Origin of the sequence: Leisingera sp. MMG026 (assembly GCF_021654205.1) — a bacterium.
Lineage (GTDB): Bacteria > Pseudomonadota > Alphaproteobacteria > Rhodobacterales > Rhodobacteraceae > Leisingera.
Genome location: NZ_JAKFZM010000008.1, coordinates 48,923 through 61,652, shown reverse-complemented (window position 1 = coordinate 61,652; position 12,730 = coordinate 48,923). Strand labels below are relative to the sequence as shown.

The 12,730-nt window shown below is 63.8% G+C and carries 16 protein-coding genes and 1 other RNA gene; 6 read left to right on the top strand and 11 right to left on the bottom strand.

Annotated elements, in window-relative coordinates:
- Positions 1-14: 14 nt before the first annotated feature.
- Entirely contained in the window at positions 15-488 is a 474-nt protein-coding gene (locus L1069_RS06135) for a GNAT family N-acetyltransferase (protein ID WP_129370381.1), read from the top strand.
- A 15-nt stretch (positions 489-503) separates the two neighbouring features.
- Here the strand turns inward: L1069_RS06135 and L1069_RS06130 are convergent, their stop codons facing one another.
- From L1069_RS06130 to gatC, 7 genes are all read right to left on the bottom strand, one after another.
- Complete coding sequence (locus L1069_RS06130; protein ID WP_237455062.1) at positions 504-917, bottom strand: hypothetical protein; 414 nt, start codon at positions 915-917, stop codon at positions 504-506.
- 210 nt (positions 918-1,127) lie between these two features.
- Positions 1,128-1,295 carry a 50S ribosomal protein L33 gene (gene rpmG, locus L1069_RS06125; protein ID WP_008554190.1) on the bottom strand — a complete coding sequence of 56 codons (168 nt, stop codon included), beginning with the start codon at positions 1,293-1,295 and terminating at the stop codon, positions 1,128-1,130.
- A gap of 107 nt (positions 1,296-1,402) precedes the next feature.
- An RNA gene (gene rnpB, locus L1069_RS06120) (RNase P RNA component class A) lies at positions 1,403-1,830 on the bottom strand.
- A 187-nt stretch (positions 1,831-2,017) separates the two neighbouring features.
- Complete coding sequence (locus L1069_RS06115) at positions 2,018-2,707, bottom strand: N-acetylmuramoyl-L-alanine amidase (protein WP_237455061.1); 690 nt, start codon at positions 2,705-2,707, stop codon at positions 2,018-2,020.
- Positions 2,707-3,483 carry a hypothetical protein gene (locus L1069_RS06110; protein WP_237455060.1) on the bottom strand — a complete coding sequence of 259 codons (777 nt, stop codon included), beginning with the start codon at positions 3,481-3,483 and terminating at the stop codon, positions 2,707-2,709. The genes L1069_RS06115 and L1069_RS06110 overlap by 1 nt, the downstream gene beginning before the upstream one ends.
- A 41-nt stretch (positions 3,484-3,524) precedes the next feature.
- Positions 3,525-5,012: an Asp-tRNA(Asn)/Glu-tRNA(Gln) amidotransferase subunit GatA gene (gene gatA / locus L1069_RS06105; protein ID WP_237455059.1), complete on the bottom strand. Its 1,488-nt coding sequence runs from the start codon at positions 5,010-5,012 to the stop codon at positions 3,525-3,527.
- A gap of 5 nt (positions 5,013-5,017) precedes the next feature.
- Positions 5,018-5,305 (bottom strand): Asp-tRNA(Asn)/Glu-tRNA(Gln) amidotransferase subunit GatC, encoded by a 288-nt coding sequence (gatC, locus tag L1069_RS06100; protein ID WP_129370376.1) that lies wholly within the window; start codon positions 5,303-5,305, stop codon positions 5,018-5,020.
- Between the two features lie 186 nt (positions 5,306-5,491).
- On the opposite strand from gatC, the gene L1069_RS06095 reads away from it, so the two are divergent.
- Entirely contained in the window at positions 5,492-6,184 is a 693-nt protein-coding gene (locus L1069_RS06095; RefSeq protein ID WP_237455058.1) for a metal-dependent hydrolase, read from the top strand.
- Between the two features lie 119 nt (positions 6,185-6,303).
- On the opposite strand, the gene L1069_RS06090 is transcribed toward L1069_RS06095, so the two are convergent.
- The 4 genes from L1069_RS06090 to L1069_RS06075 all read right to left on the bottom strand — a co-directional run bounded on the left by L1069_RS06090 (position 6,304) and on the right by L1069_RS06075 (position 8,365).
- Positions 6,304-6,927 carry a DNA-3-methyladenine glycosylase I gene (locus L1069_RS06090; protein ID WP_237455057.1) on the bottom strand — a complete coding sequence of 208 codons (624 nt, stop codon included), beginning with the start codon at positions 6,925-6,927 and terminating at the stop codon, positions 6,304-6,306.
- The gene (locus L1069_RS06085) at positions 6,924-7,217 is read right to left on the bottom strand and encodes a YciI family protein (RefSeq protein WP_134830201.1); all 294 of its coding nucleotides are present in this window, start codon (positions 7,215-7,217) and stop codon (positions 6,924-6,926) included. Before L1069_RS06085 ends, L1069_RS06090 begins: the two co-directional genes overlap by 4 nt.
- A gap of 21 nt (positions 7,218-7,238) precedes the next feature.
- Entirely contained in the window at positions 7,239-7,820 is a 582-nt protein-coding gene (locus L1069_RS06080) for a TetR/AcrR family transcriptional regulator (RefSeq protein WP_237455056.1), read from the bottom strand.
- A gap of 95 nt (positions 7,821-7,915) precedes the next feature.
- Positions 7,916-8,365, bottom strand: coding sequence for a nucleoside deaminase (locus tag L1069_RS06075; protein WP_237455055.1), 450 nt, complete (start codon positions 8,363-8,365; stop codon positions 7,916-7,918).
- A gap of 61 nt (positions 8,366-8,426) precedes the next feature.
- On the opposite strand from L1069_RS06075, the gene L1069_RS06070 reads away from it, so the two are divergent.
- The 4 genes from L1069_RS06070 to L1069_RS06055 all read left to right on the top strand — a co-directional run bounded on the left by L1069_RS06070 (position 8,427) and on the right by L1069_RS06055 (position 12,714).
- Entirely contained in the window at positions 8,427-9,491 is a 1,065-nt protein-coding gene (locus L1069_RS06070; RefSeq protein ID WP_237455054.1) for a pseudouridine synthase, read from the top strand.
- 173 nt (positions 9,492-9,664) lie between these two features.
- The gene (locus tag L1069_RS06065; RefSeq protein ID WP_237455053.1) at positions 9,665-10,558 is read left to right on the top strand and encodes a 5-bromo-4-chloroindolyl phosphate hydrolysis family protein; all 894 of its coding nucleotides are present in this window, start codon (positions 9,665-9,667) and stop codon (positions 10,556-10,558) included.
- 18 nt (positions 10,559-10,576) lie between these two features.
- Complete coding sequence (locus L1069_RS06060; protein WP_237455052.1) at positions 10,577-11,767, top strand: toxic anion resistance protein; 1,191 nt, start codon at positions 10,577-10,579, stop codon at positions 11,765-11,767.
- Between the two features lie 5 nt (positions 11,768-11,772).
- Positions 11,773-12,714, top strand: coding sequence for a DUF2927 domain-containing protein (locus L1069_RS06055; protein ID WP_237455051.1), 942 nt, complete (start codon positions 11,773-11,775; stop codon positions 12,712-12,714).
- The last annotated feature ends 16 nt before the right edge of the window (positions 12,715-12,730 follow it).

Below are 12,730 nucleotides of genomic sequence, written 5' to 3'. Positions count from 1 at the left end.
AGAGGGATGACCCCATGAAGATTATCGAGATTCCCGCGGTGGAGGCAGACCGTCTGCTGCCGCTGTTGCAGGACCTGCATGCGCTGCACGCAGCACATCAGCCAGAGCGCCACACACCGGCCCCCGGCAGCACTGATCTGGCCGCATGGCTGCAGGAGTGGCTGCGGGAAGAGAACATCTTTGCGCTGGCCGCAGAAAGCCCGCAAGGGGCGCTGCTGGGCTATCTGATCTATGAGCTGCAGAACCGGCCGGCGCTGCCCATCCGCGCGGCTGAAACCCGCGCCATGCTGCACCATATTTCGGTGACCGAAGCCTGGCGCCGGATGGGGGTTGGCAAGGCGCTGGTCGAGGCGATGAGGGCACAGGCACTGGCGGCGGGCGCCACAGTGGTTGCAGCCACTTATGCGCCCTTCAACACCGCCTCAGCCGCGCTGATGCAGGGGATGGGAATGGATCCGGTGCTGACTATGGCCGAGTGGCGCGCCTAGTGTAGATCTGTGGCGTCAGGATCCCGGAGCGGCGCAGTCCAGCCCGGTGGAGACGGCGATTGTGCCCCGGCGGCTCGACACTTTGCGCACTTTTCCGTCCGGGCGGCAGCCGGAAGCCTCTGTGACCAAACCAAGGAACTCAGCCGCTGGGATCTCTGGCAGGCTGGGCACCGCACTGTCCTCCGGGATGCTTAAAACCGCCATTCCGGCACTGCCAGATCGGACCAGGCACAAGGCCAGCCTGCGCCCCTGCAGGTGCACGATTTTGTCCACCACAGCCCGCTCTCCGCCGGAAGGGGCCGACGACGCTGCCTGCAGATGCCGTGCCTCGACTGCAGGCGGCGGCGGCACCGCCATCCCAGCATCAAAAGAACTGGAGACCGGCGCCCCGCCCGCTGCCAGCGCAGCCGCAATCATAAAAACCCTCACAGCACATCCACCCGTTTGTTCATTAACCCACGGGTTTAAGGCTAGGCGGGAATTGGGGCACAAACGTGCCGCGGCAGGTGGCCGCGCGGCGGAAACAGCCCGGCATTTTCCGAGAATTTGAAGCAGCCGCGCGAAGCGCCAGGCCAGCGCAAAAGAAAACGGGCCGCGCCAGGCGCGACCCGTTTCCGGAAATCATTCCAAAGGAAAGGCTTACTTGATTTTGCCTTCTTTGTACTCGACATGCTTGCGCACAACCGGGTCGTACTTCCGCACAACCATTTTTTCGGTCATGGTGCGAGCGTTTTTCTTGGTCACATAGAAGTGGCCGGTGCCCGCGCTCGAGTTCAGGCGGATCTTGATTGTGGTCGGCTTCGCCATGGTGCTTCTCCTGCGTCCGAAAAGGCAGGGGCCTCTCGGTAAATTCCTATCTGAAGCCCGGCTTGTACCTGCCCCAGCCCCCAAGTCAATAGGATTCGGGGGTAATTATGCGCAGAAGGCCTGTAAGCCGGATCCTGTTCCCCCGGGACCGTAATCCCGGGCTCGACGGCCATTCATCTGGGGCCCGCATTGCTGCGTGCCTCTAGCTGCCAACCCGGCCCCTCTCGGCTGAAGCGTGCCTAGCAGCGGTTTCCCGTTTCCGGGACCTGCCTGCGCGGGGGCCCTATTTGGCATTGCTCCCGGTGGGGCTTGCCGTGCCGCCCCTGTTGCCAGCGGCGCGGTGGGCTCTTACCCCACCGTTTCACCCTTACCCGCCGAATGCTCCGTTGGCGAACCTCCGGTCCGGCGGGCGGTCTGTTTTCTGTGGCGCTTTCCGTCGGGTTTCCCCGCCCGGGCGTTACCCGGCACCGTTGCTTCATGGAGTCCGGACTTTCCTCGCGGGGCCTGAACCCCACGCGGCCGTCCAGCCTTCTGCGCGCCGGATGCGTAGGAACATCGGCGGGCGGCGTCAAGCAGATAGTGCAGACGGCAGGGGCTTTGCCCCTCTTGGCCTCGCGGCCTATTCACCCCAGGATATAGGCAGCCAGAAGAATACAGGATCCCCTGTTCATCTGGCCGGAAATATCCCGGAGCGCGAGGCAGAGCCTCGCTATACATCATGTTCAGAGGCCGCCCCGGCCAAGCGGAATAAAATCCTCAGGCGAGAGCGGCCCGCGCGCCCAAGGCCGGAAACGCAAGCGGACAGCGGCCAGCAGCGCTTCGTCATCTGCCGGCGCCGTGAAGCCGGCCTTGCGGGCGGCCTTGCGGAAGTGATCGAACGTAAAGGCTTGCGGCCGCTGTCCGCTCCCTGTGTCTTCAGCCAATCCCTGCCGGGCCAGCCGGGCCCAGTCGAACCGCGGGCCCGGGTCGGCCTTGCGCCCCGGTGCCATGCAGGAATGGCCGATGACCCCGGCCGGAGCGATAAACCAGCGCTGCGTGATACCCTGCATCAGATCTTCCAGCGCTGCCATCTGCGGTGCGCTGAAGGGGTGATTGCCGCGATTATCCAGTTCGATGCCGATGGAGCGGGAGTTTATGTCCGCCTGGCCGCACCACTCCCCTGCCCCGGCATGCCAGGCGCGGTCAGCCTCGGCCACCAGTTGCCAGAGGGTGCCGTCCGATCCGATCAGGTAGTGGGCGGAAACCTCGGCAACCGGGTCGCAGAGCCGTTCCAGTGCGGCCTGCGCGCTTTTCATCGCGGTGTAATGCAACACAATCAGGGACGGTGTCAGACCGTCCCTGCGCGGCCCTGAATTCGGGCTGGGGTGCCAGATGGCGCCCGGATGATCAGGCCCGCGCTGATCCGGCGCCATCAGTTCTGAACGGCCTGCCGGTAGGGTGCCGGGTCCCAGCCGCAGGCAAAGCCGTCACCATCCGGGTCCAGCGCCTTGCGGTCCCGCTGCGGGCCGCCTGCGTCGAGGAATGCGGTCTGGGCCTGATCTGGTGAAGCAAACTCGGCGCAGTTGCGCTTGCTGCGGGCCTGCAGGTTGATGCCCGCACGGCTGTAGAGACGGGCACCCTTGGGGTTGCTGGTGCTCAGCGCGTAACGCACGATGTTGGGACTGGCAGTATCGGTCCTCTGCGGCACTGCCACCGGCTGCACCTGCTGGTATTGCGCCCGCTGGCGCTCCAGCCGGGCGGCATCGCTTTCGATCGACTGACGGGAGGAGACCGCCTGGAAGTCGTTCTCATCCGAAATGCTGGCATTGCCGCCCGGCTGCGGCACCGGGTTGGAGGGGCTGGCCTGCAGCGGCGCGATCCCGGAATTCGACTGTGAGGCAGCAAGGGCCGCAGCCGTTTCGCGGGCAATATCGGCATCGCTGCCAGCGGCCGGCACAGACGAGGTGAACGTGCCTGCCGCCGCAATCGAGCCGGGGCTGCGCGGCGCCGGGCTTACCTGATAGGGTTCGGTCGAGACCCGCGCAGGCGGCACCAGCGGCGCCCCTGTAATTGTGGTGCCTGCGGCGGGAGGCGGTGCAAACGGATCACCATCAATGCCGACCTTTGCGGCACTGTCGGGGACCTGAGGGGAACAGGCAGCCATAACCAGAAGGCTGCCTGCAGCGGCGTAAGATGCGAATGCGCGCATGGGGTTACCTGTCAGTTCTGCTCAACTCATTGAGCAGAGCATTACCACCATTGCTGCGGCTTGGCTACAAAGCCTGCAGCATTCTCCAGCGCATAGGCAGTGTTCAGCAGATCGCCCTCATCCCAGGGCTTGCCGATCAGCTGCAGACCCAGCGGCAGGCCTTGGGCATCCAGCCCCGCAGGCACTGCAATCCCCGGCAGGCCTGCCAGGTTCACGGTGACGGTAAAGACGTCGTTCAGATACATCTGCACCGGGTCCGCATCCGTCATCTCGCCGAGACCAAAGGCCGCCGACGGGGTTGCCGGGGTCAGGATCGCATCGACGCCAGCGGCAAAGACGTCCTCGAAATCTTTCTTGATCAGAGTGCGGACGCGGCGGGCGCGGTTGTAATAGGCGTCATAGAATCCTGCCGACAGCACATATGTGCCAACCATCACCCGGCGCTGCACCTCGGGACCGAAACCTTCGGCGCGGGTCTTTTCGTACATCTCGGTGATGCCGTCGCCAGCCTCCAGCGCGGCGCGCTGGCCATAGCGGACACCGTCGTAGCGGGCCAGGTTCGAAGACGCCTCAGCCGGGGCAATCACATAATAGGCAGGCAGCGCGTATTTGGTGTGGGGCAGCGAGATGTCAACGATCTCGGCGCCCGCGGCCTTCAGCATTTCGGCGCCATCGGACCACAGCTTTTCAATCTCGCCCGGCATGCCGTCCATACGGTATTCCTTGGGGATACCGATTTTCTTGCCCTTGATGTCGCCGGTCAGCATCGCCTCGAAATCCGGCACCGCCAGTTCGGCGCTGGTCGAATCTTTGGGGTCATAGCCGCACATGGCTTCCAGCATGATCGCCGCATCGCGGACCGATTTAGTCATCGGACCGGCCTGATCCAGCGAGGAGGCAAAGGCAACAATGCCCCAGCGCGAGCAGCGGCCATAGGTCGGTTTGATGCCGACAGTTCCGGTGAACGCTGCAGGCTGGCGGATCGAGCCGCCGGTGTCGGTGCCGGTTGCTGCCAGGCAAAGGTCTGCTGCCACGGCAGACGCCGAGCCGCCGGAGGAGCCGCCCGGTGTCAGTTGTGCGTCATCATTGCCGCGGCGCCAGGGGCTGACAGCATTGCCGTAAACCGAGGTCTCGTTGGACGACCCCATGGCGAATTCGTCCATGTTCAGCTTGCCCAGCATGACGGAACCGGCATCAGCCAGTTTTTGCGAGACAGTGGATTCATATTCCGGCTTGAAGCCTTCCAGAATCCCCGAAGCGGCCTGCGACGGCACCCCTTTGGTGCAGAACAGATCCTTGATGCCGACCGGCAGGCCGCACATGGAAGGGGCACCGCCCGCCTTGATGCGCACGTCTGCCGCCTGGGCGCGGTCCAGCGCTATCTCCGGGGTCTTGTGCACAAAGGCGTTCAACGCATCTGCGGCGTCAATCGCCTTGAGGCAGGCTTCGGTCAGCTCAACAGAGGTGGTATCGCCCTTGCGCAGCGCGTCGCGGGCCTCGGCCAGGCCCAGTTTGTTCAGATCGCTCATGTCTCTTACTCCACCACTTTGGGCACTGCGAAGAAGCCTTCGCGGGCATCGGGCGCATTGGCCAGCACCTTGTCCTGCTGGCTGCCGTCGGTGACTTCATCCACCCGGCGCTTGAGGCGCTGCGGGGTGACCGAGGTCATCGGCTCGACGCCGGTCACATCCACTTCGTTCAGCTGTTCGATGAAGCCCAGGATCGTGTTGAACTCGTCCGCCAGCGCCGGAAGTGCTGCGTCTTCAACCTTGATCCGGGCCAGTTTGGCCACCTTGGCGGCGGTGCTTTGGTCAATCGACATGGGAACCCTCATCTGGTGTTGGATAGGCATTTACCGCCGCACCGCCCCGCCTGCAAGCCTGCAAGGGACGTTCGCTGCGTCCTCGCCTGGCCAGCCCGGCAGGCGGGCAAATTATCCGCAGGCTTCAATTCCATTTCGCAGCAAGCCTGTTAGGCTTCGGCCAAAAGCCACGGGAGGAGATTTGAGATGAAGATCATTTGGCTGGGACACGGATCGTTCCGCATTGAGGCCGCAGGCCGGGTGCTGCTGGTCGACCCCTGGCTTAGCGGCAATCCGGTTTTGCCGGAGGGTCAGCATGAGGCCGCAATTGCGGGCGCCACCCATATCCTGCTGACCCATGTGCATTTCGATCATGTGGTGGACGTGCTGCCGCTGGCAAGACGGCTGGAGGTGCCGGTGGCAGGGCAATACGACCTGATGGGGCTGTGGGGCGAAACCGAAGGGGTGGAGACCATTGGTTTTAACAAGGGCGGCACAGTGGATCTGGATGGGGTGAAGGTTGCGATGGTGCCTGCCTCGCACAGTTCGACCTTCAACACCCAGGACGGCCTGCGCACCGGCGGCTCGGAAGTGGGCTACATGCTGATGGCGGAGGGCAAGACTGTCTACCTGTCCGGCGACACTGCGATCATGGCCGACATGGACTGGATGGGGGATTACTACAAACCCGATATCGGTATCCTGTCCGCAGGCGGGCATTTCACCATGGACATGAAACAAACAGCCTATGCCGCCAAGCGCTATTTCAGTTTCAAGACGGTGATCCCCTGCCATTACAAAACCTTCCCGATCCTGGAGCAGGACGCATCGGATCTGATTGAGGGGCTGCCGGGGGTCGAGGTCATTGAACCGGAGGTGATGAAAGCAATCGAACTGTAGCTACTTTGGGACGCACCGGGGCACTCCCGCCCGGCGCAGGATCTGCGTTGCAGTTCCGCACCTGTTGGGCCGGGCGCCAGGCCTGCGGCCTGGCGCTGTTGCGCTTCACTCAAACGCCGTCAGTCAGACCTTTCCAGCCGTGGCGCGGTAAAGGTCTTTCTCGCTTCAGCCGCTTTCTCCCGGCAGATACAGCCGCGGGCGTGGTCATTGATCAAACCCATTGCCTGCATGAAGGCAAAGGCCGTGGTGGGGCCGACAAATTTCCAGCCGCGTTTCTTCAGCGCCTTGGACAGGGCCACCGAATCGGGACTGGTTGAGGCGGTCTGCGGGTCCGGAAGATCTTCTGGTCTTGGCTCGAAACTCCAGAAAAACGCCGCAAGCGAGCCGGCCTCAGCCACCAGCTCCTGGGCGCGGCCAGCGTTGTTGATCACCGCTTCTATTTTGCCGCGGTGGCGGATGATGCCTTTGTCCTGCAGCAGGCGCTCCACGTCCCGTTCGCCGAATTTGGCCATCTCATAGAAATCAAAACCGGCAAAGGCGGCGCGGAAATTCTCGCGCTTGTCCAGAATGGTGCGCCAGCTGAGACCGGACTGGAAGCTTTCCAGGCAGACCTTCTCGAACAATCGGATGTCGTCGCCGACCGGATAGCCCCATTCCTCGTCGTGGTAGCGCAGGAAGTCCGGCGCCGAGGCGCTCCAGGCGCAGCGGGGATGGCCGTCGGCGGCGATGATGGTGCTGCTCATTCCCCGCCCCGCAGGAAGTCAAGCCGGGGGTCCATCATGGTGGGCGCCACGCCGATGATTTCCGGCTCCACCACGCCGCCGCTCACAAATGGATCCTGCGCGACGCGGGCGGCCAGTTCCTCTTCGCCTTCACCCACGGCGAGGATCGCGCCGCCTTCGCCATCGGTCATGGACCCGGCAGCAAGGAACACCCCGTCCTCGAACCCCTGTTTCAGCCAGGCCTTGTGGCCCTCCAGGAATTCGGCCAGGCGGTCCTTCTGCGCCGCGAATGAAAGCAAAATAAAATACATGCGTGTCTCCTGTGATGAGTGTTAGGCAGGGTGATCCCCTGGCAGCTGATCCCCGAGCCAATCCAGCATCAGCGCCACTTCTCTATTGATGAATTCCACGTCGCCAAACGCCTGCGCCAGCGTTGCCGCCCCCTGGCTGCGGGCCAGCAGGTGCATGGCCAGGGAGTCCGCCGCTTCGCCGCAGCCCGCCCGCTCAAACTGGCAACACAGCCAATCGCGGAACAGGGTGAAAATGGCATTGGCCTGATCCCGGGCAGCGTGGTCCAGTTTGCCCAGTTCCGCCACCAGCGTGCCGACCGGGCAGCCGTAGAGGGCGATCTTGGCCTGATTGGCGATCAGGATGCGGATAAAGCAGGCGATCCGCTGCCCGGGGCTGCTGACCTCCGCCTGCCAATCCTTCAGCATGGTGCGGGTACTGGCCATGCGGCGCGCGATCACCGCTTCAAGGATCTCGTCCTTGGTCTTGAAATGATAGTAGAAATTTCCGCGCGAGATGCCAACCGCAGCAGCGATGTCCGCGAATGACGTCACCTCGAACCCGCGTTCATAGAACAGCTGATCGGCGGCTTCTGCAATCCGGTCTCTGGTTGTTTCCTGCGCCATCCAAACCCCTAGGACAAATGACCTACACCTTGAATAGGACAAATGACCTAATTCTGCAATCACCAAAAGCCGGGCGGAAAATTATCGTTACCTGCTTAGCGTTTGCCTGCGAAGAAGTCCTTGAGCAACGCGCTGGCCTCGCCTTCGGCTATTCCGTCATAGACTTCGGGCGCGTGGTGCGCCTGGGGATGGGAGAATACGCATGCGCCATGTGCAACACCGCCGGATTTGGGATCGGAAGCCCCGTAATAAACCCGGCGGATGCGGGCAGCGGCAATGGCGGCGGCACACATCGCACAGGGTTCCAGCGTCACATAGAGATCAAAGCCGGCCAGCCGTTCGCCCCCAAGCGCGGCACAGGCCTCCCGGATCGTCAGGATCTCGGCATGAGCGGTTGGGTCGCTCAGCTCGCGGGTGCGGTTGCCCGCCAGCGCCGCGACCTGCCCGTCCGGTGCGATCAGCACCGCGCCGACCGGCACCTCGCCGCGGTCTGCCGCGGCACGCGCCTGCTCCAGCGCCTTGTCCATATGCGATTTGAATGCCATGCCCCTTCCTGCCCGCGATTGCGCGCTTTCGCAAGGCGGCGGAATGCTCTATGGCACGCACATGAGCAAAGCACCCGCATCCCCCAAGGGCAAACCCGGCCCGAAATTCCAGCCCCGCAAAGCTGCAGCCGCCGCCCCCGAGGGCGGCGCCGCCCCCGAGGGCGACCGCATCGCCAAGGTTTTGTCGCGCGCAGGCGTCGCCTCGCGCCGGGAGGCTGAACGGATGATCGCCGAAGGCCGTGTGTCAGTGAACGGCGAGAAGATCGACAGCCCGGCGCTGAACGTGACTGCGGCGGACCGGATCAGCGTCGATGGCAAGCCCCTGCCCGAGGCCGAAGCGCCGCGGATGTGGCTGTACTACAAGCCGATCGGACTGGTCACCTCGAACAGCGACGAAAAGGGCCGCACGACGATCTTTGACGAGCTGCCCGAAGACATGCCGCGGGTGATGACGGTCGGGCGGCTTGATATCAACTCCGAAGGCTTGCTGCTGCTGACCAACGACGGCGGCATCAAGCGCAAGCTGGAACTGCCCTCGACCGGCTGGCTGCGCCGTTACCGGGTGCGGATCAACGGCCGCCCCAAGGACGAAGATTTTGCTCCGCTGCGCAAGGGCCTGGTGATCGAGGGCGAGCGATTTCAGCCGATGACCGTTGCCTTGGACCGCCAGCAGGGCGCCAATGCCTGGCTGACTGTGGGCCTGCGGGAAGGCAAGAACCGCGAGATCCGCCGCGCGATGGAGGATATCGGCTTCAACGTGAACCGGCTGCTGCGGATTTCATACGGCCCGTTCCAGCTGGGCGAGTTGAAACCCGGTGCAGTCGAGGAGCTGCGCCCGCGTGTGGTACGCGACCAATTGGGGCTTGCTCCGGAAGAAGAACAGCCCGAAGCCCGACCGACCCGTTCGCGCAGCGGCAAACCTGCAGGCAAGCCTGGCGGCAAACCGATGGGCAGACCAGCTGGCAAACCGGCAGGAAAACCAATGGGCAAACCGGGTGGAAAACCCGGGCAGAAAGCGCAAGGGAAACCGGGCAAACCCTCCGGCAAACCGTCAGCCCCCCGCGGCGGCGGGGACGCTCAGCGCGGGGGCGGAAAGCGTCCGATCGGCAAGAATCCCCGCCGCTGAGCCATTTCCCGCAGACTTCCCCCTAGCAACACCGCCAGCTATCCCCTAGATTTCCAATCAGTTAATCTTTGCTGGCCGTTCTGGGGGGACCTGCGTGCAGAAACTTGCCTATGCCGCCCTGTTGATCCTGATGCTTGGCCTCAGCACCGGCTGGATTGTAGGGGGCTGATCCCATGGCACAGCGTTACGGCGGCAAATACAGCCCCGATGGACAACCCGCGCAGCAGCCCGCAAAGCCCGCGCAATCCTTTCGCAATGCGCAAGTAGATCCTGTTGGCATGCGCGCCAACCTGATGTTTGTGCCGCCCGCGATCCTGACGCTTTTGTCCTTGAATGACGGAGCAATAGGGCTGGCGCTGGGGCTGGCAGGCGCAGGCCTGTGGACCGGCGGCGCCTTCCTGCTGCGCGAAGGACTGAAGGCCGAGGCCGCCTTTGCCGCCCGCAAGGTGGCCCGCAAACCCGCCCTGCCCCGCAAGATCCTGGCCGCATTGCTGGCAGGCACAGGCGCGGCGCTGGCGGCGTGGAAGGCCGAACCCGGTGTTCTGACCGCAGTTATCTATGGCGCCGCAACGCTTGGCCTCTACCTGACCGCATTCGGGATCGACCCGCTGCAGGACAAAGGCGCCGAGGGCATCGATGAATTCCAGCAATCCCGTGTCGCCCGTGCGGTGGACGAGGCGGAAGCGAGCCTTGCTGCGATGACCGACGCGGCTCTGCGCGCCCGTGACCGCCAGGTCGAAGCCCGGGTAGAGCAGTTTCAGGCGGTGGCCCGCGACCTGTTCCGCACGGTCGAGGAAGACCCGCGCGACCTGACCGCCGCCCGCAAGTACTTGACCGTCTATTTGAAGGGCGCCCGCGACGCGACGGTGAAATTCGCCGATATCTACGCCCGCAGCCAGGACGCCCAGGCCCGCACCGATTATCTGGCGCTGCTGGATGATCTGGAACAGAATTTTGCCGCGCGCACCCGCAAGATGCTGGTCGAGGACCGTGCGGATCTGACCATTGAAATTGATGTGCTGCGCGACCGTTTGCAGCGTGAAGGGGTCCACCTGGACCAAAACTGATTAGCGAGGAAGCCGTTCATGTCCGAAGCCGTGCAACAGAAAGCCGCCCAAGCCGAGGCCCTGGTCAATGAGGTCACGGCGATCGAACTGCCCGAGCCTGCCGCAGACATCCAGCCGCTGGCGCAGGCCGACGCCCCCACCAGCGAAGCGATCCGGGTGCGGATGGATCAGATCGACATGGGCGACACCAATTCGATCATTCATTTCGGCTCGGCCGCGCAAAGCGAACTGCAGACGATCAGCCAGGCGATGCTGGCCGATGTGCGCAACAAGGATGTGGGGCCTGCGGGCGATTCCTTAGGCAATATCGTGACCACCATCCGCGGCTTTTCAGTGTCCGAACTGGACATCCGCCGCAAGCCGTCGTTCTGGGAGCGCCTGCTGGGCAAGGCAGCCCCTTTTGCCAAGTTCACCGCGCGGTATGAAACCGTGCAGGGGCAAATCGACAAGGTCACCGACGATCTGCTGGGACACGAGCACACCCTGCTGAAAGATATTAAGTCTCTCGATATGCTCTATGAAAAGACGCTGAGCTTCTATGACGAGCTGGCGCTGTACATCGCTGCGGGCGAGGCCAAGCTGGCTGAGCTGGACGGGACCGCCATCCCTGCCAAGGAAGCCGAAGTGCAGACAGCACCCGAAGATGACCAGGTGATGAAGGCGCAGGAGCTGCGCGATCTGCGCGCCGCGCGCGACGACCTGGAGCGCCGGGTGCATGACCTGAAACTGACCCGCCAGGTCACCATGCAGTCGCTGCCCTCGATCCGGCTGGTGCAGGAGAACGACAAGTCGCTGGTCACCAAAATCAACTCGACACTCGTCAACACCGTACCGTTGTGGGAGACCCAGCTGGCCCAGGCGCTGACCATCCAGCGTTCGGCCCAGGCCGCCGCCGCCGTGCGTGACGCCAATGACCTGACCAATGAACTGCTGAAATCCAACGCAGCCAATCTGCGTCAGTCGAACGAGATGATCCGGGAGGAGATGGAGCGCGGCGTCTTTGACATCGAAGCGGTAAAGCAGGCCAATGCCGACCTGATCGGCACCATTCAGGACAGCCTGCGGATCGCTGACGAGGGTAAGGCCAAACGCGCCGCAGCCGAGGCCGATCTGCAGAAGATGGAAGCTGAGCTGCGCGATACGCTGGCCTCTGCCAAGTCGCGCCGCGACGGGGTCGGCGACAACGCCGGCACCGCTGTGCCGACCTGAGCGGAGTGGCAGGCGTGCAGGCAACAAAAGCCGTCTGGAAGAGCGGAGCCGCCCTGGCCGGGCTGGCTGCCCTGTCTGCCTGCCTGCCCTTTGCCCAGCCGGAATCACTGGTGCCGCAGGCCCGACCCGCAGTGCCTGAACCTGCGGTCTACAAACCCTCTGCCGACAGCGCCCAGCTGGCCTATTACTACAATGCCCTGCAACGCGACCTGCTGACCCGCGGGCTGTTGCGCACCGATGGCGGCGGTCCGGACACGCCCTATGATGCCGAGGACCTGGCCGAAAGTTTCGAGGCACTGGCGTTTTATGACGAATACGGCGGATCGGGCATTTCCGGCGGCTTGGGCCGCTGGGCCGGGCCGGTGCGGATCGCAGCCGAATTCGGCCCCTCGGTGCCGGCGGTCCAGCGGGCGGCGGACAAGGATACAGTCACCGCCTATGCCGCACGGCTGGCCCGGATTACCAGCCATCCGGTCAGCACGGTGGCGTCCCGGGCGAACTTTCACGTGATCTTTGCCAGCCTTGATGACAGCGCATTTGTCGCTGAGCGGGTGCGCGAGCTGCTGCCTTCGATCAGCGCCAAAGACCTGTCGCTGCTGGCTGCCCCGCCCCGCAGTTTTTACTGCCTTGTGGTTGCCGGCGGGCCGCAAAGCGACCCCCTGTCCTATACCCGCGGCGTGGCGCTGATCCGCGCCGAACATCCCGATCTGGTGCGCAAAAGCTGCGTGCATGAGGAAGTCGCGCAAGGGCTCGGTCTCAGGAATGACAGCCCGCGGGCGCGGCCCTCGATCTTTAACGACGACGATGAATTTGCGCTGCTGACCAGCTTTGACGAAAAACTGCTGCAGATGCTGTATGATCCAAGACTGAAAACAGGGATGGGCGCCGACGAGGCCCGCCCGGTGATCCGCATTCTCGCCCGCGAGGCGATGGGCCAGGAACTGTAGGCCAGCAAAGAAAGAG

What these genes read in the sequence shown, in the direction of transcription:
- L1069_RS06135 (WP_129370381.1), top strand. Translation starts at nt 15, where the DNA reads ATGAAGATTATCGAGATTCCCGCGGTGGAGGCAGACCGTCTGCTGCCG.
- rpmG (WP_008554190.1), bottom strand. Translation starts at nt 1,295, where the DNA reads ATGGCGAAGCCGACCACAATCAAGATCCGCCTGAACTCGAGCGCGGGC.
- L1069_RS06115 (WP_237455061.1), bottom strand. Translation starts at nt 2,707, where the DNA reads ATGGCGCCGGATCAGCGCGGGCCTGATCATCCGGGCGCCATCTGGCAC.
- L1069_RS06110 (WP_237455060.1), bottom strand. Translation starts at nt 3,483, where the DNA reads ATGCGCGCATTCGCATCTTACGCCGCTGCAGGCAGCCTTCTGGTTATG.
- gatA (WP_237455059.1), bottom strand. Translation starts at nt 5,012, where the DNA reads ATGAGCGATCTGAACAAACTGGGCCTGGCCGAGGCCCGCGACGCGCTG.
- gatC (WP_129370376.1), bottom strand. Translation starts at nt 5,305, where the DNA reads ATGTCGATTGACCAAAGCACCGCCGCCAAGGTGGCCAAACTGGCCCGG.
- L1069_RS06095 (WP_237455058.1), top strand. Translation starts at nt 5,492, where the DNA reads ATGAAGATCATTTGGCTGGGACACGGATCGTTCCGCATTGAGGCCGCA.
- L1069_RS06090 (WP_237455057.1), bottom strand. Translation starts at nt 6,927, where the DNA reads ATGAGCAGCACCATCATCGCCGCCGACGGCCATCCCCGCTGCGCCTGG.
- L1069_RS06085 (WP_134830201.1), bottom strand. Translation starts at nt 7,217, where the DNA reads ATGTATTTTATTTTGCTTTCATTCGCGGCGCAGAAGGACCGCCTGGCC.
- L1069_RS06080 (WP_237455056.1), bottom strand. Translation starts at nt 7,820, where the DNA reads ATGGCGCAGGAAACAACCAGAGACCGGATTGCAGAAGCCGCCGATCAG.
- L1069_RS06075 (WP_237455055.1), bottom strand. Translation starts at nt 8,365, where the DNA reads ATGGCATTCAAATCGCATATGGACAAGGCGCTGGAGCAGGCGCGTGCC.
- L1069_RS06070 (WP_237455054.1), top strand. Translation starts at nt 8,427, where the DNA reads ATGAGCAAAGCACCCGCATCCCCCAAGGGCAAACCCGGCCCGAAATTC.
- L1069_RS06065 (WP_237455053.1), top strand. Translation starts at nt 9,665, where the DNA reads ATGGCACAGCGTTACGGCGGCAAATACAGCCCCGATGGACAACCCGCG.
- L1069_RS06060 (WP_237455052.1), top strand. Translation starts at nt 10,577, where the DNA reads ATGTCCGAAGCCGTGCAACAGAAAGCCGCCCAAGCCGAGGCCCTGGTC.